The sequence below is a fragment of the Pseudomonas sp. FP198 genome, assembly GCF_030687895.1.
In the GTDB taxonomy this organism is placed as follows: domain Bacteria; phylum Pseudomonadota; class Gammaproteobacteria; order Pseudomonadales; family Pseudomonadaceae; genus Aquipseudomonas.
Genome location: NZ_CP117452.1, coordinates 512,484 through 536,084 on the forward strand (window position 1 = coordinate 512,484; position 23,601 = coordinate 536,084).

General features: G+C 60.9%; 21 protein-coding genes and 1 pseudogene. 9 read left to right on the plus strand and 13 right to left on the minus strand.

What is annotated here, in order from left to right:
* Nucleotides 1–91 precede the first annotated feature (91 nt).
* The 3 genes and pseudogenes from PSH78_RS02420 (at nucleotide 92) to fdhA (ending at nucleotide 3,211) form a co-directional block, all read left to right on the plus strand.
* Nucleotides 92–724: a sarcosine oxidase subunit gamma gene (locus PSH78_RS02420; RefSeq protein WP_305498315.1), complete on the plus strand. Its 633-nt coding sequence runs from the start codon at nucleotides 92–94 to the stop codon at nucleotides 722–724.
* Nucleotides 725–931: 207 nt separating this feature from the next.
* Nucleotides 932–1,789, plus strand: coding sequence for a formyltetrahydrofolate deformylase (purU, locus tag PSH78_RS02425; RefSeq protein WP_305498316.1), 858 nt, complete (start codon nucleotides 932–934; stop codon nucleotides 1,787–1,789).
* A 221-nt stretch (nucleotides 1,790–2,010) separates the two neighbouring features.
* Nucleotides 2,011–3,211: pseudogene (gene fdhA, locus PSH78_RS02430) on the plus strand (formaldehyde dehydrogenase, glutathione-independent).
* Between the two features lie 200 nt (nucleotides 3,212–3,411).
* Here fdhA and PSH78_RS26560 read toward each other — a convergent pair.
* The 4 genes from PSH78_RS26560 to PSH78_RS02450 form a co-directional block, all read right to left on the minus strand.
* A complete protein-coding gene (locus PSH78_RS26560; RefSeq protein WP_370871050.1) occupies nucleotides 3,412–4,497 on the minus strand; it encodes an RHS repeat-associated core domain-containing protein in 1,086 nt (361 codons plus the stop codon).
* A 199-nt stretch (nucleotides 4,498–4,696) separates the two neighbouring features.
* Nucleotides 4,697–5,692, minus strand: a complete 996-nt coding sequence (locus PSH78_RS02440) for an RHS repeat-associated core domain-containing protein (RefSeq protein ID WP_305498317.1) — start codon at nucleotides 5,690–5,692, stop codon at nucleotides 4,697–4,699.
* A 47-nt stretch (nucleotides 5,693–5,739) separates the two neighbouring features.
* Nucleotides 5,740–6,447 (minus strand): lytic polysaccharide monooxygenase, encoded by a 708-nt coding sequence (locus PSH78_RS02445; protein WP_305498318.1) that lies wholly within the window; start codon nucleotides 6,445–6,447, stop codon nucleotides 5,740–5,742.
* 189 nt (nucleotides 6,448–6,636) lie between these two features.
* Entirely contained in the window at nucleotides 6,637–7,215 is a 579-nt protein-coding gene (locus PSH78_RS02450; RefSeq protein WP_305498320.1) for a hypothetical protein, read from the minus strand.
* A gap of 160 nt (nucleotides 7,216–7,375) precedes the next feature.
* Between PSH78_RS02450 and PSH78_RS02455 the strand changes: the two genes are divergently transcribed.
* Nucleotides 7,376–7,945, plus strand: a complete 570-nt coding sequence (locus PSH78_RS02455; protein ID WP_305498322.1) for a DUF2780 domain-containing protein — start codon at nucleotides 7,376–7,378, stop codon at nucleotides 7,943–7,945.
* Here the strand turns inward: PSH78_RS02455 and PSH78_RS02460 are convergent, their stop codons facing one another.
* Nucleotides 7,946–8,833, minus strand: coding sequence for an acyltransferase (locus tag PSH78_RS02460; protein WP_305498324.1), 888 nt, complete (start codon nucleotides 8,831–8,833; stop codon nucleotides 7,946–7,948).
* 197 nt (nucleotides 8,834–9,030) lie between these two features.
* Between PSH78_RS02460 and PSH78_RS02465 the strand changes: the two genes are divergently transcribed.
* The 4 genes from PSH78_RS02465 to creD all read left to right on the plus strand — a co-directional run bounded on the left by PSH78_RS02465 (nucleotide 9,031) and on the right by creD (nucleotide 13,199).
* Complete coding sequence (locus PSH78_RS02465; protein ID WP_305498325.1) at nucleotides 9,031–9,537, plus strand: ATP-dependent zinc protease; 507 nt, start codon at nucleotides 9,031–9,033, stop codon at nucleotides 9,535–9,537.
* Nucleotides 9,538–9,606: 69 nt separating this feature from the next.
* Nucleotides 9,607–10,287 carry a two-component system response regulator CreB gene (gene creB / locus PSH78_RS02470; protein ID WP_305498327.1) on the plus strand — a complete coding sequence of 227 codons (681 nt, stop codon included), beginning with the start codon at nucleotides 9,607–9,609 and terminating at the stop codon, nucleotides 10,285–10,287.
* Nucleotides 10,287–11,705 (plus strand): two-component system sensor histidine kinase CreC, encoded by a 1,419-nt coding sequence (gene creC, locus PSH78_RS02475; protein WP_305498328.1) that lies wholly within the window; start codon nucleotides 10,287–10,289, stop codon nucleotides 11,703–11,705. The genes creB and creC overlap by 1 nt, the downstream gene beginning before the upstream one ends.
* A 120-nt stretch (nucleotides 11,706–11,825) precedes the next feature.
* The gene (creD, locus tag PSH78_RS02480) at nucleotides 11,826–13,199 is read left to right on the plus strand and encodes a cell envelope integrity protein CreD (RefSeq protein ID WP_305498329.1); all 1,374 of its coding nucleotides are present in this window, start codon (nucleotides 11,826–11,828) and stop codon (nucleotides 13,197–13,199) included.
* Nucleotides 13,200–13,397: 198 nt separating this feature from the next.
* Here creD and PSH78_RS02485 read toward each other — a convergent pair whose 3' ends face one another.
* From PSH78_RS02485 to PSH78_RS02520, 8 genes are all read right to left on the minus strand, one after another.
* On the minus strand, nucleotides 13,398–14,027 hold the full coding sequence (locus PSH78_RS02485) for a glutathione S-transferase (protein WP_305498330.1): 630 nt from the start codon (nucleotides 14,025–14,027) through the stop codon (nucleotides 13,398–13,400).
* Nucleotides 14,028–14,199: 172 nt separating this feature from the next.
* Nucleotides 14,200–14,379: a hypothetical protein gene (locus PSH78_RS02490; RefSeq protein WP_305498332.1), complete on the minus strand. Its 180-nt coding sequence runs from the start codon at nucleotides 14,377–14,379 to the stop codon at nucleotides 14,200–14,202.
* The gene (locus PSH78_RS02495) at nucleotides 14,376–15,506 is read right to left on the minus strand and encodes a PepSY domain-containing protein (RefSeq protein WP_305498333.1); all 1,131 of its coding nucleotides are present in this window, start codon (nucleotides 15,504–15,506) and stop codon (nucleotides 14,376–14,378) included. The genes PSH78_RS02490 and PSH78_RS02495 overlap by 4 nt, the downstream gene beginning before the upstream one ends.
* A gap of 224 nt (nucleotides 15,507–15,730) precedes the next feature.
* Nucleotides 15,731–18,169, minus strand: a complete 2,439-nt coding sequence (locus tag PSH78_RS02500; protein ID WP_305498334.1) for a TonB-dependent siderophore receptor — start codon at nucleotides 18,167–18,169, stop codon at nucleotides 15,731–15,733.
* A gap of 218 nt (nucleotides 18,170–18,387) precedes the next feature.
* Nucleotides 18,388–19,368: a FecR domain-containing protein gene (locus PSH78_RS02505; protein WP_305498336.1), complete on the minus strand. Its 981-nt coding sequence runs from the start codon at nucleotides 19,366–19,368 to the stop codon at nucleotides 18,388–18,390.
* Nucleotides 19,365–19,883, minus strand: coding sequence for an RNA polymerase sigma factor (locus PSH78_RS02510; protein ID WP_305498337.1), 519 nt, complete (start codon nucleotides 19,881–19,883; stop codon nucleotides 19,365–19,367). Before PSH78_RS02510 ends, PSH78_RS02505 begins: the two co-directional genes overlap by 4 nt.
* Before the next feature lie 209 nt (nucleotides 19,884–20,092).
* Nucleotides 20,093–20,800, minus strand: a complete 708-nt coding sequence (locus PSH78_RS02515; RefSeq protein WP_305498338.1) for a PolC-type DNA polymerase III — start codon at nucleotides 20,798–20,800, stop codon at nucleotides 20,093–20,095.
* Nucleotides 20,797–22,737: a putative nucleotidyltransferase substrate binding domain-containing protein gene (locus PSH78_RS02520; RefSeq protein ID WP_305498339.1), complete on the minus strand. Its 1,941-nt coding sequence runs from the start codon at nucleotides 22,735–22,737 to the stop codon at nucleotides 20,797–20,799. Before PSH78_RS02520 ends, PSH78_RS02515 begins: the two co-directional genes overlap by 4 nt.
* 252 nt (nucleotides 22,738–22,989) lie before the next feature.
* Between PSH78_RS02520 and PSH78_RS02525 the strand changes: the two genes are divergently transcribed.
* Nucleotides 22,990–23,436 (plus strand): response regulator, encoded by a 447-nt coding sequence (locus PSH78_RS02525; RefSeq protein ID WP_305498340.1) that lies wholly within the window; start codon nucleotides 22,990–22,992, stop codon nucleotides 23,434–23,436.
* Nucleotides 23,437–23,601 lie beyond the last annotated feature (165 nt).

Consider the following 23,601-nt stretch of genomic DNA (forward strand, 5'->3'; position numbering starts at 1 on the left):
CGCATAACCCTTGTGGGAGCGAGCCTGCTCGCGAAGGCGGCAGAACAGCTCCCACAAGGGCCGAATCAAGAATTCAAGACAGGTGCTCCATATGACCGCAGTCAACGTGTACCAACAACGCCCCACCACCGGGGCCAAGGCCGAGTCGTCGCTGCACCATGCCGACCTCGCCAGCCTGGTGGGCAAGGGCCGCAAGAACGCCGGCGTGACCGTGCGCGAGAAAAAACTCCTCGGCCACCTGACCATTCGTGGCGATGGCCACGACCCTGCGTTCGCCGCGGGTGTGCACAAAGCCCTGGGCCTGGAATTGCCGGGTGCGCTGGCCGTCATCGTCAAGGGTGAAACCAGCCTGCAATGGCTGGGCCCGGATGAGTGGCTGCTGGTGGTGCCGAGCGGCGAGGAATTCGCCGCCGAGAAGAACCTGCGCGAAGCGCTGGGCGACCTGCACATCCAGATCGTCAACGTCAGCGGCGGCCAGCAGATCCTCGAACTGTCCGGCCCGAACGTGCGCGACGTGCTGATGAAATCCACCAGCTACGATGTACACCCAAGCAACTTCCCGGTAGGCAAGGCCGTGGGCACGGTGTTCGCCAAGTCGCAACTGGTGATCCGCCACACGGCTGAAGACACCTGGGAACTGGTGATCCGCCGCAGCTTTTCCGATTACTGGTGGCTGTGGTTGCAGGATGCCGCGGCGGAGTATGGGTTGAGTGTGCAGGCGTAAGGACTAAAGCCGACCACGGCCTTTTTGTGGCGAGGGGATTTATCCCCGCTGGGCTGCGCAGCAGCCCCAAAAGCTTGATGTGATCAACCTGACACTCTGAAGTTGCAGGTCTAGGGGCTGCTTCGCAGCCCAGCGGGGATGAATCCCCTCGCCACAGGGTTCTGTGCTTAGCGGGGGATTTGTCCATAACAAACAGGAGTCACCGCAATGAGCCGCGCCCCAGACACATGGATCCTGACTGCCGACTGCCCCAGCGTGCTCGGCACGGTGGATGCGGTGACCCGCTTTCTGTTCGAGCAGGGCTGCTACGTCACCGAGCATCACTCCTTCGACGACCGGCTTTCGGCGCGCTTCTTCATACGCGTGGAGTTTCGCCAACCTGACGGTTTCGACGAGCAGAGCTTCCGCGCCGGCCTGGCCGAGCGCGCGCAAGCCTTCGGCATGGTCTTCGAACTGACCCCGCCGAACTACCGGCCGAAAGTGGTGATCATGGTCTCCAAGGCCGATCACTGCCTCAACGACTTGCTCTATCGCCAGCGCATCGGCCAGTTGTCGATGGACGTGGTGGCCGTGGTCTCCAATCACCCCGACCTCAAGCCGCTCGCCGACTGGCACCAGATTCCCTACTACCATTTCCCCCTGGACCCGAACGACAAGCCGGCCCAGGAGCGGCAGGTGTGGCACGTGATCGAGGAGACCGGCGCCGAACTGGTGATTCTTGCCCGCTACATGCAAGTGCTGTCGCCGGAACTGTGCCGCAAGCTCGACGGCAAGGCCATCAACATCCATCACTCATTGCTGCCGGGCTTCAAGGGCGCCAAACCGTATCACCAGGCCTACAACAAAGGCGTGAAACTGGTGGGCGCCACGGCGCATTACATCAACAACGACCTGGACGAAGGTCCGATCATCGCCCAGGGGGTGGAAGTGGTGGATCACAGCCACTATCCCGAAGACCTGATCGCCAAGGGACGCGATATTGAAGGGCTCACCTTGGCCCGCGCGGTGGGGTACCACATTGAGCGAAGGGTGTTTCTGAACGCCAATCGCACGGTCGTTCTTTAGCCCGTCATCGCGAGCAAGCTCGCTCCCACAGGATCTGTGCCGGTCTGCAGACCTTGGACACACCAGATATCCATTGTGGGAGCGAGCTTGCTCCGGGCGGCGTTCCGACGAAGAGGCCCTTACAGACAACAAAGAAACAAAGACACAAGCACTACCCGAGCAATCAACGCGCTGCCTGCCTGGGCAACGCAGTTCCACAAAAACAACAGCGAGGTGAAAGCATGTCTGGTAATCGTGGTGTCGTGTATCTCGGCAACGGCAAGGTCGAAGTACAGAAAATCGACTATCCCAAAATGCAGGACCCGCGCGGCAGGAAGATCGAGCACGGCGTCATCCTGCGCGTAGTCTCCACCAACATCTGCGGCTCCGACCAACACATGGTGCGCGGCCGTACCACTGCCCAGACCGGCCTGGTCCTGGGTCACGAGATCACCGGTGAAGTGATCGAAAAGGGCAGCGACGTCGAAAACCTGAAAATCGGTGACCTGGTCTCGGTGCCATTCAACGTGGCGTGCGGGCGTTGCCGTTCCTGCAAGGAGCAACACACCGGTGTCTGCCTGACGGTCAACCCGGCCCGTGCGGGCGGTGCCTACGGTTATGTCGACATGGGCGACTGGACCGGCGGCCAGGCCGAATACGTGCTGGTGCCGTACGCCGACTTCAACCTGCTGAAACTGCCGGACCGCGACAAGGCCATGGAGAAAATCCGCGACCTGACCTGCCTGTCCGACATCCTGCCGACCGGCTACCACGGCGCCGTCACCGCCGGCGTCGGCCCTGGCAGCACCGTCTACATCGCCGGCGCCGGCCCGGTTGGCCTCGCGGCTGCCGCTTCCGCCCGCCTGCTGGGTGCTGCGGTAGTGATCATCGGCGACGTCAACTCCATCCGCCTGGCTCACGCCAAGGCCCAAGGCTTTGAAATCGTCGACCTGTCCACAGACACCCCGCTGCACGAGCAAATCGCCGCGCTTGCTGGGCGAACCAGAAGTGGACTGCGCCGTCGATTGCGTGGGCTTCGAAGCCCGTGGCCACGGCCATGACGGCGTCAAGCACGAAGCACCGGCCACCGTGCTCAACTCATTGATGGGCGTGGTCCGCGTGGCCGGCAAGATCGGTATTCCCGGCCTTTACGTCACCGAAGACCCGGGCGCAGTCGATGCCGCGGCAAAAATGGGCAGCCTGAGCATCCGCTTCGGCTTGGGCTGGGCCAAATCCCACAGCTTCCACACCGGCCAGACCCCGGTGATGAAGTACAACCGCCAATTGATGCAGGCGATCATGTGGGACCGCATCAACATCGCTGAAATCGTTGGCGTACAGGTCATCAGCCTGGACGACGCGCCGAAGGGCTATGGTGAGTTCGATGCGGGTGTGCCGAAGAAGTTTGTGATTGATCCGCATAAGTTGTTTAGTGCGGCGTAAGGTTGGAAGCAAGACGGAAAGAAGGGCGACAGCGATGTCGCCTTTTTATTCAGTGCACCCATTTGCGGTATTTCAGAACCGAATCGATTCAGTTTGACGGACCTGACACTAAACACGACGAACAAATCTGTACTCAATTCCGGTGAAATATTGTCCATGGTCGCCGCAATTTCATAAGTGTCCCGCCATGTGCAGCCGAGCTATGAGAGACGTCTGATTCGGTCGACTTGTTCGGCAGATAAGCTGATGCTGGATCTGTCGCTACCCTGGCTCGACTGGCTGCTTCTGCTGCTCCGGCCAATGCTAATGCTACTCCAGTCACTGCTCCAGCCACTGCTGCTACTGCTACTGCTATTGCTACTGCTACTGCTTGTAGAGGATCTAGCGTAGCGTAAAAAAGCTGTGCGCCTCCTCGGTGGCATAAACAGCCATGGAAGCCCTTCAGCTTCAGGATAAGTTGGAGGTCCGCCGTTCTGGTATTTTTTTTGTGTGGCTAGTATGAGGGGGTCCAATCCATGGTCATCGTAATCAGGTGGTAACGAGCGATAAGCGGGAGGTTCTCCGCGTTGACGCGGAGGTCTCAGACCATTGAGATTCCCGGCAGAATAGCTTGGTGGAGGGATTGCAGTTGCGGTGTTGGGGGGCGTAACAGCGTTCGCTGCATTCAAAGCAGTGGCTTGAGAGGATGTAGTGGCCGCGCGAGTACTTGGTGTTCGAAGCTTAAAAACGTTTAATAAAGCTTTCCACAAGTTAGGGAAATGCCCGGTAGGATCCGTCTTATTCACGGGATCACCTAGGCAATAGGCGTATGCATTCAATCCACCCTTCTCAAACGGACTCAAGTTGTCCGGACTGTGAAACCGCATCAAGACCGGATTGAACGCCCGATAACCATTCCCCAATAGATAGTGTCCGGTCACCGGATCCGGCCGCTCGCCGTTGAAGCCGAGCAGGCTGAGCAAACCGTTTTCCTGAGCTCGGTGGCCGTAGGGCGTGTAGGCAAGGGGATGGGGTTGTGCTGCGTCAAGCACCCGTAAAACAGAACGCTGTTGATCGGTGGCGAGCAAGGTGGCTGTGCTGACCTCATCTTTTCGTTGACGCTGGGCCAACAACTGGTCGTCGTGCTGAAAAATCGATCGCTGTAACGAGCCTTGAATCTCTGAGGCCAGGCGCTCCTTCAAGTAGAAGCGGCGGGTGCTGGCCTGGGCCGCAGGCGTGCAATCAGCCAGGCGGTCGAGAGGGTCGTAGTGATAGCGGCAAAGTAGCGTTTCGTCTTTAGAAGGCATGAGCTTCGCTCTGAATAAAGAAACTCCTGAGGCAGGTATCAGGCTCAGGCAGAAGCGCTGGGTTGTCTAGCTGACAGAAGTGTTAGGTTTGTCTGGCCGCACCCGTCAGACCGGTTTACATCCGCCAGCTGGTGCGGCGATGTTGCTGGACCTAATATATTGCGAATAATAATGGGCGCTGTTTCTTGTGAATGAGTATTCATTGCTGGCGCACCTGTGAGCGTTGGGTTTGGAGGTTTTTTAGCTTGGTTTGATAATGAAGTTTTTTGTTATCCAAATGACGGATTCGATTGGGAATACGTTGATGTGCCAGTTGCTCAAGTATCTCAGGGCTTATAATTCCCGTGACATCAGCGTTTTCGCTGGCGATTTTTTTGGCGACGAGCTCTGGAGAGGTTTTCAGGTTAATTAACTCGGATTCAATGTGTGCAAGTTTTGCCCGGTTGCGTACGATCGGATCTCCAATAGCTCTCAAAGCCTTGCGATTCTTTTCTGGTAATAGCACCGCTCCTCTGATGTTTATTTCACTCCCGCTTTCGATAGCGGCTCCTGCCAGGTTTCCGGAGGATGCGGGCAGTGTGCTGATACTTTCAGCTCGCAAAGGCTTGTAGATGTTAGCTCGGGTCTTGCTGATCGACTTCATTACCCACGCAAAAAATCCCGATGCGTGTCCAGTTTTGTCTGTCCTGTTTAGCGGGTCCCCGGCGCAATACGCGTAGACGTTCAACCCCCCCGCCCCAAACGGACTCAAACTGTCCGGACTATTGAACCGCATCAACACCGGATTGAACGCCCGATAACCATTGCCCAGCAGATAATGCCCGGTCACCGGATCCGCCCGTTCTCCATTGAAGCCGAGCAGGCTGAGCAAGCCGTTAGCCGGGGCGCGATGGCCGTAGGGTGTGTAGGCGAGGGGGCCAGGTTGTATTGCATCGAGCAACTGCAATACCGAACGCTGTCGGTCGGTTGCCAGCAAGGTGGTTTCGACGGTGCCATCCCGGCACTGTTGTTGCGCCAGCAATTGATCGCCGTGCTGGACGACCGAACGTTGCATCTGCCCCTGGATCTCGTTGCTGATGCGGCCTTTCGCATAGAAGCGTCGAGCGCTGGCCTGGTCTGTTACCGTGCAATCAGCCAGGCGATCCAGCGGATCGTATTGGTATTGGCAAAGTAAGGTTTGCTGGTTCTTCGGCATGAGATCAGTCCCTGAAAGGCCCCTGTCAACGATACAAAGTGCCCCCTCTAACCTTTCGCTCTCACCAGCACCACATCGCTGCAACTGAAGAACGTTTCACGAGCAGGGTCTTCATGGCGTTGCCACATGATGAAGATCACTGACCTGCTGTCCGTGACATAGCCTGCTGGTAATTGAACGTCCAGGTAATAGGTACCCGGTCCTTTCGTGTCCGGGGCAAGTCTCACCTTGACGTCAGGAGACTGCTTCAGCGCGGCCCAGGTGAGGTTGTCCGGGTCGGTCAGGTAAACCTTGAATTCGCTGGGATCATGCATCTGGCTGGCGACGTAAGTAAGTTGCACGCGGCCGTCCTTCACGTCCAGGTCAGTGGTGTGCCAGGCAGTGCTTTTGAGGTTGATACTGTCGAAGCGATCCTGACCGGCGGAACAGAGTTTCCCATCGGGAGCGACGTCTTCCGGCTCGGTACCTTCGGGGATGTTCTGCGAGTAGGCGTTCCAATCGTTGAACAGACGGGCGCGTTCCCAATCGGCGTCGCCTGCCGCTGTAAAGGCTTCCCGGCAGGCAGCGTTCCTGATGTTTGCGCTGCCATTGTTAAAGTCCTGCTGATCCCAACAGTAATACTGGCGGGACGGCGGCATCTGTGAGGTACCGTGTTTTATTTCGGGGCTCTTGGCCGGGGTTTTGACATCAGTGCAACTGATCAAACCGATGCCGGACAGAAGAACGCAACTCAGGGCGAGGCTCGGATATTTCATCGCAAGTTCCTTTTGTAGAGAGATTCCTTTATTCCGGGCACGGTGTCCGGTGGGTTACAGCACAAAGGAAAGTGTCTGCCGAGGTTCTTACCTTCGACGATCCGAGCTTAGGACCGGGTTGAACTGCCGCCTACTGTCAGAGTTGACAGTACTGCGTCAAAAAAACCGTAGCATGCGCCATGGCCGCGTTCAGGGATGGCTTGTTGCGGCTTCGCCGACCCGACCGCAGAATTGCGAATAGAACGCTTGGGCGTTCATGCCACGGCAATCGTCCTTGATCTGCGCCAGGGCGGCCGGACTGAACGACAGGCTGCGCGGCATGCTGGCGAAGTTGAAGTAGCCGTCCTGTTGGGTCTTGATGGCATCGAACCCTGACATGTCGTACACCAGTGCCACGTCATCATCGGCAAGCATTCGCGCTCTCACGGTCACTTGGGTATACGCCTTTCCTCCTGGCGCGCCGTTCAGCGCCGCCAGGCCGTGGCCGACGATGCGCAGCATGTCCGGCGCCCAATCGTCACCCTCCTCGGTGGGCGTGGCGGGGCGGTAGAAAACGGTCAGGGCCTGCTGGTCTCGTGTGACTTGCGTCAGGGCTGGATCATAACGCTTGATGCGGTGCTCGATGGTCAGCCAGGTCTTTTGCGCTTCGCTGACGTCGTCGGCAAGTTCCGGGTTCAACGGGCCGCGCTGGCACTCGCTGACGCCGAAGGCGATGAGCATGCCCGTCAGAATGACCGCGAGGGCGCCTCCACCGATTTGTACGTTCATGGCGTTACTCTGCTGAAAGAAGGCTGCACTGTATTCGATGGCAGGCTATTGCTGCACGCGGCAAGCGCGGTGTTGAACAAACCCCGGCCATCCCAGTCCAACGCTCGACTTTGCGCCGCCCCTTTCCGGGCGGCTTTTTCATGTTCCAGAGGATGTCCCGATGAAGGTTTCACGCGGTTTTGCATTGTCTTGCCTGCTCTCGTTGGCAGCCGGCCCGGCCTTCGCACAGTTCAGCCTCGCCGATGCGACAAGCGTGATCTCGGCCATCCAGGGCAACCAGCAGGAAGGGGCGGTGGCCGCCGCGCCGAAAGCCGCCGGATTGCTCAATACCCTCGGCTCGGAACTCCAGATCACGCCGGAGCAAGCCGTGGGCGGTGCCGGGGCGATGCTCGGGCTGGCCAGGAACCAGCTCAGCGAGGCGCAGTTCTCCGAGCTGAGCAAAAGTGTGCCGGGGCTCGATCAGATCGCCGGGAACAGCGCCATCGGTGGCCTTAACGGCTTGGGTGGCTTGCTGGGCGGCGGGTCGGACAAAAACGCTTTGCTCGACGGCTTGCTCGGTAACGTCAAGGACACCGGTGACCTGAACAATGCCTTCAGCGCGCTGGGCATGGACAGCGGCATGATCGGCCAGTTTGCCCCGATCATTTTGCAGTACCTCGGCCAACAGGGCGTCGCCGGTTCGCTGTTGCAGGACCTGGGCGGTATCTGGGGCGCCGGCGCCGGTATCTGATCAGGCGCTCTCGTTGCGCAGCTGAGCAATGCGCCGGTCCTTTTCGCTCCAGAGCTGGTTGACCCAGTCCTGCACATGCTGGCGAAACACCGGGTCGTTTCCGTAGTCGCCCTGCCACAGCGCCGGGTCCAGTTCGCGGGTCTGGATGTCGATGATGACCCTGGGCACCGCGCCGCTGATCAAATCCCAGAACCCGGGGATGCGCTGCTGCGGATAAACCACCGTCACGTCGAGGATCGCATCCAGTTGCTCGCCCATCGCCGCCAGCACAAACGCCACGCCACCGGCCTTGGGCTTGAGCAGATGACTGAAGGGCGATTGCTGCTGTTGGCTTTTGGCGGGGGTGTAGCGTGTACCTTCGAGATAATTCACCACGGTGACTGGCTGACGCTTGAACAACTCGCAGGCGGCCTTGGTGATTTCCAGATCCTTGCCGGCCAGCTCGGGATTCTTCGCCAGGAACGCCTTGGTGTAGCGCTTCATGAAAGGGTAATCCAATGCCCACCACGCCAGCCCCAGGAACGGCACCCAGATCAACTCTTTCTTGAGGAAGAACTTGAAGAACGGCGTGCGCCGGTTGAGGGTCTGGACCAGAGCGGGGATATCCACCCATGACTGGTGATTGCTGATCACCAAGTACGAGGTGTCGCTGCGCAGGCCTTCACCACCGCGAATGTCCCAGCGGGTGGGGATGCACGAGGCGAAAATCAGTTTGTCGATCTCGGCCCAGGTCTCGGCGATCCACATCACTGCCCACGAGGCGTAATCGCGAAGACGCCCGGGCAGGACCAGTTTGAGCAATGCAAACACCATCAGCGGCCCGAACAGCACCAGGGTATTGAGCAATAGCAGCAGGGTGACGAAACAGCCGGTGAGCAGGCGGCGCATAGATGACTCTTGCAAACGGGTTGGGCGGGCCATGATAAGCAGCTTCGAGCGGCAGGCCAAATCGGCCTGGACGAAAGTTTCACTTGGGCTTGTATAGGCTGAATCTGCTTTTGTGGCGAGGGAGCCACGGTGCGCTTTACCGAACGAATTCGTTGACCACGGTCTAAAATCCCACTCCCACAACGGAAGCCCCTTACATGAAATCCGTTTTAGCCCTGCTTTCCCTGGTGGCCCTCCCCGTGCTCGCCGCCGAACCGACCCTCTATGGGCGCTACGAATACATCGCGCTGCCGGAAATCGGTGGCGAAGTGCTCAAGGCCAAGATGGACACCGGCGCATTGACCGCCTCGCTGTCGGCCAAGGACATCGAGACGTTTACCCGTGACGGCGATGACTGGGTACGTTTCCGCCTGGCGACCAAGGACGCGAGCAACAAGATCTACGAACACAAGATCGCCCGCATCAGCAAGATCAAGACCCGTTCCGAAGAGGACGAGGACGACGACGAAAAGATCGCCCCCAGCAAGCGTCCGGTGGTGGAACTGGAAATGTGCCTGGGTAACGTCAAGCGCACCGTCGAGGTCAACCTGACCGACCGCAGCAGTTTCAACTACCCGTTGCTGATCGGTGCCAAGGCCTTGCGTGAGTTCGACGCGGCGGTGAACCCGGCGCGGCGGTTTACCGCGGATAAACCGGACTGTTGATTTCCCCGATTGACGTGCCCCGAGGCTTGGGGCACCGTTCCGGCAACTTTACTGTCGGGCCCGGTCGCCATGCCTCATATTCTGATTGTCGAAGACGAAGCCGCCATCGCTGATACGCTGGTGTTTGCGCTGCAGGGCGAGGGCTTTGACACCACCTGGTTGAGCCTGGGAGCCGCGGCCCTGGAGCATCAGCAGAAGACTCCGGCGGACCTGATTATTCTCGACGTGGGCCTGCCGGATATCAGCGGTTTCGAGACGTGCAAGAATCTCAGACGTTTCAGCGACGTTCCGGTAATTTTTCTTACGGCTCGGGATGGCGAGATTGACCGGGTGGTGGGCCTGGAGATTGGCGCCGATGATTACGTGGTCAAGCCCTTCAGCCCTCGCGAAGTTGCCGCCAGGGTTCGCGCGATTCTCAAGCGCGTGGCGCCGCGGCCTTTCGCGGAAGCGGGTTCGGCGTTGTTCCAGGTGGACAGCGAGCGCGTGCAGATCAGCTATCGCGGCAAGCCGTTGAACCTCACTCGTCATGAATTTCGCCTGTTGAACTGCCTGCTGGAGCAGCCTGAGCGGGTCTTCAGTCGCGAGCAGTTGCTCGACGCCCTGGGTGTGGCCAGCGATGCCGGCTACGAGCGCAGCATCGACAGCCATATCAAGAGCCTGCGCGCCAAGTTGCGCCTGGTCCGGGCCGAGGCCGAACCGATTCAGACCCACCGGGGCCTTGGCTACAGCTACAGCCCGGGCCACAGCTGATGTCGCTGGGTATCCGGATTTTCCTGGCCTACGTGCTGTTCATCGGCCTGGCCGGGTATTTCGTGCTCAACACGGTGATGGAAGAAATCCGTCCCGGTGTGCGCCAGTCCACCGAGGAAACCCTGGTGGACACGGCCAACCTGATGGCCGAGATCCTGCGGGACGATTTCAAGGCCGGGACACTCAGCCAGAACCGCTGGCCGCAATTGCTCAGGTCCTATGGCGAACGCCAGCCCGCGGCGACGATCTGGGGATTGCCAAAAAACCAGGTCAACCATCGCATCTACGTCACGGATGCCAATGGCATCGTCGTGCTCGATTCCAGTGGCGTTGCGGTGGGCCAGGATTATTCGCGGTGGAATGACGTCTACCTGACCTTGCGCGGCCATTACGGCGCTCGTTCGACCCGCAATGATCCGGACGATCCGGCGTCGTCGGTGATGCATGTCGGGGCACCGATCCGCGACAACGGAAGAATCATCGGCGTGGTCACGGTGGCCAAGCCCAACAGCTCGTTGCAACCTTACATCGACCGCACGGAGCGGCGCCTGCTGGCGTACGGTGCCGGGTTGATCGGCCTGGGCCTGTTGCTGGGCGCCTTGCTGTCCTGGTGGCTCAGCGCGGCTTTGCGTCGGTTGACTCGTTATGCCCAGGCGGTCAGCCAGGGGCGGCGGGTGGAAGTGCCGCATTATCGCGGCGGCGAATTCGAGCAACTGGCGGGCGCCGTCGAACACATGCGCACCCAGCTCGAAGGCAAGGCCTACGTCGAGCGTTATGTGCACACCTTGACTCATGAACTGAAGAGCCCGCTGGCCGCGATTCGCGGCGCCGCCGAGCTGCTGCAGAGCGACATGCCCGCCGCCCAGCACCAGCGCTTTGTCAGCAACATCGACAGCGAAAGCGTGCGCATGCAGCAATTGATCGAGCGCCTGCTCAACCTGGCCCAGGTCGAGCAGCGCCAGGGGCTGGAGGATATCGTCGCGGTGCCGTTGGCGGCGTTGGTCGATGAATTGCTGGAGGCTCGCGGCGGCTGGATCGAAAGTCGTCAATTGTGCGTGGAGCGACACATCCCCGTTGATCTGACGCTGACCGGGGAGGCATTCCTGCTGCGCCAGGCATTGGGCAACTTGCTGGAAAACGCCCTGGACTTCACCGCAGCAGAAGGCTTGTTGCGCATCAGCGCCGAGCGCCTGGGCAGCCGCGTCGAGATCCGCCTGTTCAACCAGGCCGAGCCGATTCCCGACTACGCACTACCGCGCCTGAGCGAGCGGTTTTATTCCTTGCCGCGCCCTGGCACCGGGCGCAAGAGCACAGGCCTGGGGCTCAACTTCGTCGAGGAAGTGGTGCAGTTGCATGGGGGGGAATTTTCCATTGGCAATGTCGAGGGTGGGGTGGAAGTGGTACTGCGGTTGCCCTGAACCGCCACAAGGTTCATCAGTCAGGTGGATTCCAGTCTCCACACAATCTCCACATTCCCCTCATAAACCGCCCACACAGCCGCGCCAGACTTTCCCTCATTCGAACAGGGAGAGCCCCACATGAACCGCAGCCTCGCCATAAAACTGGGCATGATTGCCCTCTTGATTCTCTTGCTGATGATCCCGCTGTTGATGATCAGCGGCCTTATCGATGAGCGCCAGGAGCTGCGCGATGGGGTGTTGCAGGACATCGCCCGCAGTTCCAGCCACAGCCAGCAGTTGATCGGTCCGATGATCGTGGTGCCGTTTCGCAAGGACGTGAAGGTCTGGAATACCAACGAGAAGACCGGCGTGCGCTTCCTTGAAACCGTCGAGCAAACGGGCGAGTTGTATTTCTTGCCGGAGCAATTCGAGCTCGACGGTCAGATCCGCACCGAAACACGTGCCCGGGGCATCTACGAAGCGCGCTTGTTTCATGCCGACAACCGGATCGATGGCCGCTTCAAAGTGCCGGAACGTTATGGCGTCGCCCCGAAGGATTTCGCCGACTACCGCTTTGACGAGCCATACCTGAGCGTCGGCATCAGTGATATTCGTGGCATCGAGAACGCATTGACCCTGACGCTGAACCAGCAGACGGTCGATTTCCTTCCCGGTTCGCGGCTTGGCTGGCTGGGGCAGGGCGTCCACGTGCCGTTGCCGATGATCACCGCCCAGGGCAGCCCCGAACTGACCTTCGGTTTCGACCTGCGCCTGCAAGGCACCGGCGAGCTGCAGATCCTGCCGGTGGGCAAGTCCACCAAGGTGCACCTGTCCGCCGATTGGCCGCATCCGAGCTTCATCGGCAATTACCTGCCGGTCAATCGCGAGATCAATGAACAGGGCTTCAATGCCGACTGGCAGACCTCGTTTTTCTCCACCAACCTTCTGGAAACGCTGCAAGCCTGCGATCCCGGCGATGGTTGCGAAGCGTTCCGCAGTCGTGCGTTCGGTGTAAGTTTCGTCGACCCGGTGGACCAGTACCTGAAGAGCGACCGCGCGATCAAATATGCGCTGCTGTTCATCGCGCTGACCTTCGCCGGGTTCTTTCTCTTCGAAGTGCTCAAGAGCCTCGCCGTGCACCCGGTCCAGTACGCATTGGTCGGTGTGGCGCTGGCGTTCTTCTACCTGCTGTTGCTGTCATTGTCGGAACACATCGGCTTCACCCTGGCGTATCTGGTATCGGCGAGTGCCTGCGTGGTGCTGATCGGGTTTTACGTCTGCCATGTGCTGCGCAGCGTCAGTCACGGCCTGGGATTTTCGGCGGGGTTGGCGGGGTTGTACGGATTGCTTTATGGCCTGTTGAGCGCCGAAGACTACGCGCTGTTGATGGGTTCGCTGCTGCTGTTCGGCCTGTTGGGCGTGTTTATGGTGCTGACCCGCAAGCTGGATTGGTACGGGGTGGGCGCGAAGCCGACGGCGGCGATGAGTTTTGATCTGGGAGAGGTGAAATGAGCCGGTCGTTGGGGTTGCGGGAGGATCAGCGGGTCGGGGAAATGCTGGTGATGCGAATTGTCGGGTTGTTTCCTTTGGATCCGGTGCGCGGCCTTCGCGAGCAGGCTCGCTCCCACAAGAGAGCGACACAATCAAATGTGGGAGCGAGCCTGCTCGCGAAGGCGTTCCGACAATGAGGCCGGTGCAGCCAAGACAGTTTTAGACCCGGGGCACTGTCTCGACCATCGAAGGCCGCAAACTGATCTCGGAAAACCACGCCGCCAGCTGCGGATTGTTCTCGCGCCATTCCAGGTCGGCATGGCGCAGGTCCAGGTATCCCAGGGCGCAGGCGACGCTGATGGACGCGACGTCGAAATGGCTGGCCAGCTCGGCAATCGCTTCGGATTCGAGCGTGGCGAGGGCGCGACGAATCTTGTCCCGCTGCGCGTCGAGCCATTCGTCCCAGTGTTTTTCCACGGGACGCAGGGCGGTCTCGTAGCGGATCATCACCGCCGCGTCCATGATCCCGTCGGCCATGGAGGCCAGGGTCAGGCGCCGCCAACGGGCTGCGCCCTCGCGCGGGATCAGTGGGTTACCGACGTGTTGGTGGTCGAGGTAGTCGAGGATGACGCGACTGTCGTGGATCACCGTCCCGTTGGCCAGGCGCAGGGCCGGGATCTTGCTCAACGGGTTGTCACCGATCAGCGCCAGGTCCGGCTTGACCGGCGTGAGTTGGCTCAGTTGCAAGGCGACGCGATCCTGCTGTCCGGTTTCGTGCAGCAGCACCAGGACCTTGCGGACGAAGGGTGACGCAGGGTTGTGGAACAGGGTCATGCTGGGGGTGGACATGCAGAACATCCTCGATTGGGCGGGCTGGCCTTAGCCTAGACAGTTCCACGGCGACTGGCGAGGACCGAAATGTGGGAGCGAGCCTGCTCGCGAAAGCGGAGTGTCAGTCAGTATGAACGCAACTGACTTACCGCCTTCGCGAGCAGGCTCGCTCCCACAGGGGCTGTGCCGGTTATCCGCGCTTGATCAAGCCCCAGGTTCCCAGAGCAGTGGGGATTCCCAATCCAACCCAGCTCACCGCATCCCAGGCCCCGTCACCCAACAGCGCCGAAAACAGCCCCGCCGCGCTCAATGCGCCGATCACCACGGGAATAGCGAACACCTTCCAGAAATTCGACTGCCGAGGCCTCACGAGGTTACCTCCGCGCCGACAGTCGCGCGCTTGGCGGCTTTACGTCGCACCACCCACAGATAAACGCCACTGCCCAGGACGATGATGGTCAGCACATCCAGGGTTGCCCAGAAAATCTGCATTGGCCGGCCACCGTAGTCGCCGAAATGCAGCGGCAGGGACAGGCTCATCATATCCATGTACCACGGCCGCTCGGCCACGGCGGTGACGTCCAGGGTGCTGGCGTCGATCAATACCGGAGTGAGCAGGTGTGAGGTCAGGTGGGTGTCGCCCTTCATGAACACGCTGTAGTGATGCTCGCTGGAAAACAGTGTGCCGGGGAAGGCGATGAAGCTGGGCTCCATGCCCGGCGCGACTTCCTTGGCAATGTCGAGCAGGCGGGTCGCCGGTGCCAGTTGCGTCAATGGCGGGGCGTTGCGGTACGGCTCGACCATCGCGCTGAGGCTGTCGTTGCGCCACGCGGCGATGATCAGGTCGGCGCAGGCGGCAATCACGCCGGTCACGCCCACGGTCAGCGCCCAGACCAGGGTGACGACGCCGATCAGGTTGTGCAGGTCGAGCCAGCGCAGGCGGGTGGATTTGTCCTGGCGCACCGTGCCGAAGTTCAAGCGCCGCATGAACGGCAAGTACAGCACCACGCCGGAGACGATGGCGATCACGAATAGAAAACCCATGAACGCCAGCAGCAACTTGCCCGGCAGCCCGGCGAACATGTCCACATGCAGGCGCAGCATGATCATCATGAAACCGCCGTTGGCCGAAGGCATTTCCAGGGCTTCGCCGGTGCGCGCGTCGAGCATGAAGGTATGGGACGAATTGGGTTCGGTGCCCGGTGTCGGCGCCATGATGGTGATCACGCCGTTGGGGTCGTCCTCGTCCCAGCCGAAATACTGGACCACTTCACCCGGACGGTGAGCCTTGGCTTTTTCCACCAGTTGTTGAAGATCCAACGGCGGCGTGCCGGCTGGCATTTCCCGCAGCTCCGGGGCATCGCCCAACAGATGCTCGATTTCATGATGGAAAATCAGCGGCAGCCCGGTGATTGCCAGCATCAGCAGGAACACCGTACAGATCAGGCTGCTCCAGGTGTGGACAAAGGACCAGCGGCGAATGGTTTTGCTTTTCATGATCGATCCGAATGCAAAAGGGCGCCTGCAGCAACAACTCTGTTCATTTTGGATTGAGTATCCATAGTGGCGAGGGAGCTTGCTCCCGCTGGACCGCGCAGCGGTCCCAGACTTTTAGGGCTGCTACGCAACCCAGCGGGAGCAAGCTCCCTCGCCACGGTTTTCCTTATACGAACAGCATTGCCCGACAGCGCGGCCTAAAAGGTTTTGCAAATGCTAACCGTTTACCATTTGTAATTCACGCTGGCGACGACGTTGCGTTGGTCTCCGTAGTAGCAATAGAAGCCGTCACAGGTGGACAGGTATTCCTTGTTGAAGAGGTTTTTCGCGTCCACCGCCACGGTGACGCCCTTGAGTGTCTTGTTCAAACGGCCCAGGTCGTAATGGGCCGAGGCGTCATAGACGGTATAGGAGCCGACATGCCCCCAATCGGTGTTGGTGGTGTTGCCGTAGGTGTCGCCGACATAACGCACGCCGGCACCCACGCCGAACCCGTCCAGCGGGCCGTTGTGCCAGGTGTAATCAGCCCATGCGGTGGCCTGGTTACGCGGAACCTGGGCCATGCGCTTGCCTTCTTCGGCCGCGGTGCCCTTGGTAATTTCGCTGTCGTTGTAGGTGTAGGAACCGACCAGCTTCAGGTTGTCGGTAACGTCGCCGGAGGCTTCCAGCTCAAGGCCGCGCACCTGGACTTCACCGACCTGGCGGGTGACATTGTTTTCGGTGACGGAGTTGTTTTTCTGGGTCAGGTCGAACACCGCAGCGGTCAACAAGGTCTTGGTGCCGGGCGGTTGGTACTTGATACCCGCCTCGTACTGTTCGCCCTCCGTCGGCTTGAACGCTTCGGTGCTGTTGACGGTTGAGCCTGCCGCCGCCTGGAACGACTGGGCGAAGGAAACGTAGGGCGTCACACCGTTATCGAAGACGTAGCTCAACGCCGCGTTGCCGCTGAATTTCTTGTCGCGCTGGGTGTTGGTGACATTGTTCTGGTTGTGGAACACGGTGCCGGTGTGAATCCAGTCTTCACGACCACCGAGGGTCAGGCGCCACTTGTCCAGGGCAATCTGGTCCTGGAAGTACAGGCCGGTCTGGTTGGTCTTCTGGTTGTAGTCATACATCGTGAAGTACTGGACGTTGGAAAAATCCTGTCCGTAGGTCGGGTTGTTGATATTGCTGGTCGGCACGCCAGTCGAACCCCAATCCCAACGCGAATTGCTGTTCGAGCGCTGGTGATCCAGACCCAGCAACAAGGTATGGCTCAGATCACCCGTCTGGAAATCGGCCTGGAAGTTGTTGTCCACGGCGAATTGGCTGATGTCTTCGTCGATCACGCTGGCGCTGCGCTTGACGTTGCCGTCGGCGTCCACCGATTGGTTCGGGCCATCCGGCCAGAACTGACCGCCGGCGGAGATGCCCTGGGTTTCCAGGTCGCTCTTGGTATAGCGCAGGTTCTGGCGGAACTGCCAAGTATCGTTCAGGCGATGTTCAAAGGCATAACCGAGCGCGTAGTAGGTGCGGTCGTAGAACTCCCAATCCGGATCACCGAGGTTCTTGTGATGGGAAATCTTGCCCGCCGGCGATGACAGCTTGGTGCCTTGCAGGGGCAGGAATTGCCCGGTGATGCCGGTGTCATCGCGGGTATATTGCGAGAGGAATGTCAGGCGGGTGTCGTCGTTGATGTTCCAGGTCAGGCTCGGGGCGATGTTGTAGCGCTTGTCCGGGATGTGATCGATCTGGGAGTTACTGTCGCGCACGGTACCGCTGAGCCGGTAGAGGAACTGACCTTCGTCGTCGACCTTGCCGGTGCTGTCGAAATTGATCTGCTTGTGCTCGTGGCTGCCGGCCTGCAACTCCACTTCATTGCTGCTCTCGGCTTGCGGGCGACGACTGACCATGTCGAGCATGCCGCCGGGTGGCGTCTGGCCGTAGACCGACGACGCCGGGCCTCGAAGCACGGCGATGCGCTCAAGGTTCCACGGCTCGATCTTCGGGGTGATGTAGTTGCCCCTGGGCAGCGGCAGGCCATCGAGGAACTGGGTCGGCACGAAGCCGCGCACCAGCAGCCAGTCATTGCGCGAGTCCGAACCGTAGCCGCTGCTCTGCACGCCGGCGGTGTAGCGCAGGGCATCGTTGAGGTTGAGCACGGAGCGGTCGTCCATCTGCTGGCGCGTGACCACCGAGACCGAGCGCGGCAGTTCGACGATCGGCGTGTCGGTCTTGGTGCCGGCGGCGGTGCGGGTGACCGCATAACCTTCGGTCGGGCCCCAGGCGGTTTCGCTGACGCCGGCGCCGATCACGCTGGTTTCCGGCAGCACCATGACGCCCTCTGGCACGGCCACCAGGCTGTAGGTGCCGGCGCTGCTTTGCTCCAGTTGCAGGCCGGTGCCGCGCAAGGCTTCACGCAGCGCACCGGTGGCGTCGAACTGGCCTTGGACCGGCGCCGAGGTTTTACCCGAAGCCAGTGCCGGGTTCAGGCTCAGGGCCAGGCCGGCCTGGCTGGCGATCTGGTTCAGAGTGCTGGCCAATGGCGCGGCGGGAAGATTGTAGGCGCGCACGCCGGACGCCTGCTCGGCGGCCAGCAGCGGACCGCTGGCCAGCGGGGCGGCGAAGGCGATGGCGACGGCCAACAGGCTGGGGCGCAACAGGGTGTCTAGCGGGCGGGACATACGGCGGCTCCTGAATGGAAATATTTCTCAATTGCCTGTGTGCCGGATGAAAACCGAAAAGTGATAGGGGTGGATGAAAATAATTTAGATTCAGATTGCGAGCGGTTTGGTGGTGGTGCAACTGGCCTCTTCGCGAGCAGGCTCGCTCCCACAGGGGTTCGCATTCCCTGGTGGGGGCGAGCCTGCTCGCGAAGGCGTCCTCACAGACGCAACATTTTCTAGCGCTTGGCTTCGACCCGCGGCGCCACCACCACCCACCAACGCGTGTGATGTTCGACCTGCACCGGCAACGTCGGCAGCAAAGCGGTCAACGCCAGGTTGGTGTCATGCAGCGGGAAACTGCCGGTAATGCGCAGGTCCGCAACCTTGGGCTCGACGCCCAGGTAGCCGCGCCGATAGCGCGCCAACTCACGGACCAGGTCTTCGAGTCGCGCGTTGTCCACCACCAGCATGCCGCGAGTCCAGGCATCGGCGCCGGGGCTCAGGGCCAAGGTTGGACCGAGGCCGTCGCGGCGCATCAGCACCTGCTGGCCTTCGCGCAGAATCTGCTCCTCAGCGGTCGCTTGCGGATGCGCGGCCACCGCGGATTTCAAAACACTCAGGCGTGTACCTTCGTCTTCGAGCCTGACCAGAAAGCGCGTGCCCAGGGCGCGCATGCTGCCCTCGCGAGTCTCGACGATGAACGGGCGCGGATCGTTGTGGCCGGTTTCCACCAGGATCTCGCCTTCCTGCAGGATGACGCGCCGCTGCTTGTCGTCAAAACGCACATCCAGCGCGCTGTGAGTGTTGAGGTTGATCAGCGTGCCGTCGGCCAGGCGCAACGTGCGCTGTTCACCGGTGGCGGTGCGCTGGTCGGCCAGCCAGTAATCCAGCGGCAGGTAACGCTCGCCGGCGAACAGCGCCAGGCCGATGACCGCGACGACACTGGCCAGGCCGCTGCCGATCTTGCGTACCCGCCGCCGGATGCTGACCCGCGATTGCAGCAGCGCCGCACGCGCCGGGCCGCTGGCGACGCTGAAACGCTGGTCGAGCATGCCCAGTTGTTGCCAGGCGCGTGCATGCTCCTCATCGGCGGCGTGCCATTGAGCGAAGGCTTCACGCTCCTGAGGGCTGCCATTGCCTGAGTCCAGGGACAATTGCCAGGCGATGGCCGCGTCCAACACCCGCGCCGAGACTGGCTTGGAAGAGGCCAGGGTCATGTCGGCTCACCGTAAAGGGCGATGTAGCACTGCCGCACGCCTTGGGCCAGGTATTGGCGCACCCTTGGCACCGAAACCCCCAGGCGCTCGGCAATTTCAGCGTGGCCGAGGCCGTCGAGGCGGTTATAGAGGAAGGCCGCGCGCGCCTTGCTCGACAATTTGCCGAGCAGGCGGTCGATGTTCCTGAGGTCTTCGAGGATCATCTGCTGCTCCTCTATCGAAGGTTGCTCAGCCTCGGGAATCAGCATCAGCTCGGTCAGGTAAGCCTGCTCCAGCGCGGCCCTGCGGAAATAATCAAACAGCAGGCCCTTGGCGATCGCCAGCAGAAACGCCCGGGGCTCGCGCGGTGGCTGCAACCCGTCACGCCCCAGCAGCCGCACGAAAGTGTCCTGGCTCAGGTCTTCCGCCCGCTGTGGACACGCCACGTTGCGCTGTAGCCATGCCAAAAGCCAGCCGCGATGGTCGCGGTACAACGCACCAACCAAATCACTCTGGGGACTGGGGACTGACGACACGGAGCATCACCGACGCATTAAGTAACGAGAATTGTTCGCGATTGTGGCAGAGGCGGGGGCTGGAAAGCAATTGGCGCTGGTCGGGACAAAACTGAGCACCCCTGTGGGAGCGAGCCTGCTCGCGAAAGCGGTCCATCCAATACATTGATGCCGGCTGACAAACTGCCTTCGCGAGCAGGCTCGCTCCCACAAAAGACTTGTTGCTTCAATTAAAGCGAAGGCGCCTGCTGCCGCCGTTTCCATTGCCCCAGGCGCTGTTGCAGGTCGAGCGCGCTGTGGATGTCCTGCTGGCGGGCGCGGCTGAACAGGATCAGCGCCAGTTCCGCAGTGGCGAGGGCGTCGGCGCTGGCGTTGTGGCGCTCGAAGACTTGCAGCTTGAACCAGTCGATCCACTCGTCCAGGCCGGATTTGCGCAGATTGGCTTGCGGGCAAAGCATCGGGGCCAGGTCAGCCACATCCAGGAACGGATGCTGCAGCCGGTAGCCGAGATAATCTTTCATGGCGCGTCCGAGCATGTGCGAATCGAACGGCGCATGGAACGCCAGCAATGGACTGTCGCCAACGAACTCCATGAATGCCACCAGCGCTTCGGCCGGGTCGCTGCCGGCGGCGATGGCACTGGGTGCCAGGCCATGGATCAGTACGCTTGGCCCGAGCTTCTGCTTGTCGCATTGCAAGGTCCGCTCGAACTGCTGGCTGAAGTCGATGGCGCCGTCTTCTATGACGACCGCACCGATGGACAGCACCTGGTCCTTGTTCAGGTTGAGGCCAGTGGTTTCCAGATCGACCACCACCCACCGTTGTTCCCGCAGGCTGCGCTCCGTCAACGGCGCGGCGGCGGGCAGATGGTTCAGGCGCTGCTGCAACCCGTCCGAGAGCATCGGCTGGACCGGGCGCAACCAGGAAAACAGACTCACAGCTGGTACCTCACGGTCAGGCTGCTCTGGAGGCGTTGGGCTTGGCGCAGGGATTCACGCAGGATGCGCCGGTCCAAGTGGTTGAGGCTGTCCGGGTCGACGCGGTTGGAGTAAGGCTGGTTCTCCCGCGTTTGCAGTTGATGCTGTTGCATGCGCGTCTGCTGGATGAAGTGATAGGCCTCTTCATACGCCGCGCCGTCCAGCGGCTCGATCACTTCCTTGACGACCAGCTGCCGCAGGCGCTCCAGGGTGTTGTTGGCCTCGATGCCATTGGCCAGCGCCAGCAGGCGAGCGCCGTCAACGAAGGGAGTAAGACCTTGTACTTTGAGGTCGAGCGTGGCCTTCTCGCCGTTCTTGCGGCTGAGTACGAAATCCCTGAATCGGCCGACGGGCGGGCGATGGCGAAGCGCGTTCTCGGCCAGCATGCGTTGGAACAGGCGATTGTCGGCCACCTGGTCAAGAATCTGCCGGCGCAACTGTTCGCAGCCTTGCTCGTCGCCCCACACCACCCGCAAATCGAAATAGATGCTCGAACCCAGCAGGTTTTCCGGGGTCGCCTCACGGACAAAGGCCGCGAAGCGGCGTGCCCATTCGGCGCGGGACAGGCACAACTCGGGGTTGCCGGCCATGATGTTGCCCTTGCACAACGTGAAGCCGCACAGGGCCAGGCTCTGGTTGATCTGCTGGGCGATGGGCAGCAGCAGGCCACGGATCTGCGCCGCATGGGCGGCGTCCCGGGCTTCGAACAGGATGCCGTTGTCCTGGTCGGTGTGCAGGGTCTGCTCGCGGCGGCCTTCGCTGCCGAAGCACAGCCAACTGAACGCGACGCCCGGGTCGCCCTTGTCGGCGAGGGTCAGCTCGATGACCCGGCATACGGTGTGGTCGTTGAGCAGGGTGATGATGTGGGTGATCTGGGTCGATGACGCGCCATGGGCCAGCATGCGTTCCACCAGCTGACCGATCTCGCCGCGCAAGGTCACCAGGTTCTCGATCCTGGGGGCGTTGCGGATCGTCCGGGCCAGGTGCACCAGGTCGACGCGTTGCAGGGAAAACAGGTCCCGCTCCGAGACCACGCCACACAAGCGCTGGTCCTTGACCAGGCAGACGTGGGCAATGTGGCGCTCGGTCATGGCGATGGCCGCATCGAAGGCGCTGTGGTCAGGCGACAGGAAAAACGGTGCCTGGGTCATGTGCAGGGTGATCGCCCCGGAAAAATCCCCGGTACCGTCGGCCACGACCTGACGCAGATCGCGCAGGGTGAAAATCCCGACCGGCGCCTTGTGTTCGTCCACTACCACGATGCTGCCGACTTGCTGCTCATGCATCAGCTTGACGGCTTCGCGCAACGGCGTTTCAGGGCTGCAACTGACCGGGTGACGCATTGCCAGCTCGCCCAACCGGGTGTTGAGGGAATATTGCGTGCCCAGGGTCTGCGCGGATTTCTGCTGCACTTGCTGGTTGACCTGATCGAGCAGGCTGCTGACGCCGCGCAAGGCGAAATCGCGAAACGGCCCGGACAGGGCGAACAGCTTGATGAAGGCGAGTTTGTTCAACTGCAGGCAGAAAGTGTCCTCGCCGGCCCGGTGCTCGGTGCGGGTCGCGCGCTCACCCAACAGGGCCGCGAGGGGGAAGCACTCGCCGGTGGTGATCTCGAAGGTGGTCTCGGTGCCGCCCTTGGCCGAGTGCGGTCGCTCGCCCACTACCCGGCCTTGCTTGACGATGTAGAAGTGCTCAACCGGACCGTCGGCCGGCTTGATAATGGTTTCGCCCGGGGCATAAAAACGCAGCAGGCATTGTTCGACCAGGTAGGCCAGGTGGGCATTTTCCATCTGGTTGAACGGGGGGAAGCGCTGGAGAAACAGCAACGTACCCTGGATGTTCTGCAACACCGCGGTTTTCCCTGCCTGGATGAAGGCGTCCGCTTTTTTCATAACCATTACGCAGTCTTTTTCGAATTGTTGTGGTCGGATCTGTTCCCCATGGTCGGCCCCAGAGCGCAAGGTGCCCATTGGACGTAAGTCTAGGTCGCGGCAATGGGAGCGAAACCAAGGAAAACTCCCACGCCTTGCGTCGAAAAATTCTTCCTGGAATGCACTTGGAAAAAAATCCGACGAAGTGCACATTGAAGCGCCGCAGAACGATGTCTGACCACTGTGCCAGGGGATCGATTCGAGAACGTAGAGAGCATCATGTCCGACCACGATATTTTGAGTGACGCCGAGCGCGAGGCGCTGAGTGCCGTCATGCTGGAACCCGACCTGCCGCCGCAGCGAGTCCTGATTGTCGATGACGACAAGGACGCCCGTGAGCTGCTCTCGGAAATCCTGGCATTGGATGGCATACGCTGCATGACCGCCGCCAGTGGTGAAACCGCACTCAAGATGCTGGAAACCAAGCCCGCCATCGGCCTGCTGATCACCGACCTGCGCATGGGCAATGTCGATGGCCTGGAGCTGGTGCGCCTGGTGCGCGAGTCGGAGCGGGCAGCGCTGCCGATCATCATTGTGTCGGGCGATGCCGACGTGAAGGACGCCATCGAGGCGATGCATCTGAGCGTGGTGGATTTCCTGTTAAAGCCGATCGACACCGACAAGCTGCTGGGGCTGGTCAAGCATGAGTTGGGGATGGATCTCTAGCACCGTCGATTCAACTGGCCCGAGTGCTTTAGTGCTTGAGAGCTTTTGTGGCGAGGGAGCTTGCTCCCGCTCGACTGCGCAGCAGTCGCAAGTTTGCCGATGAAGTTCGAAATGTCTGAAAAGAGGGGCTGCTTCGCAGCCCAGCGGGAGCAAGCTCCCTCGCCA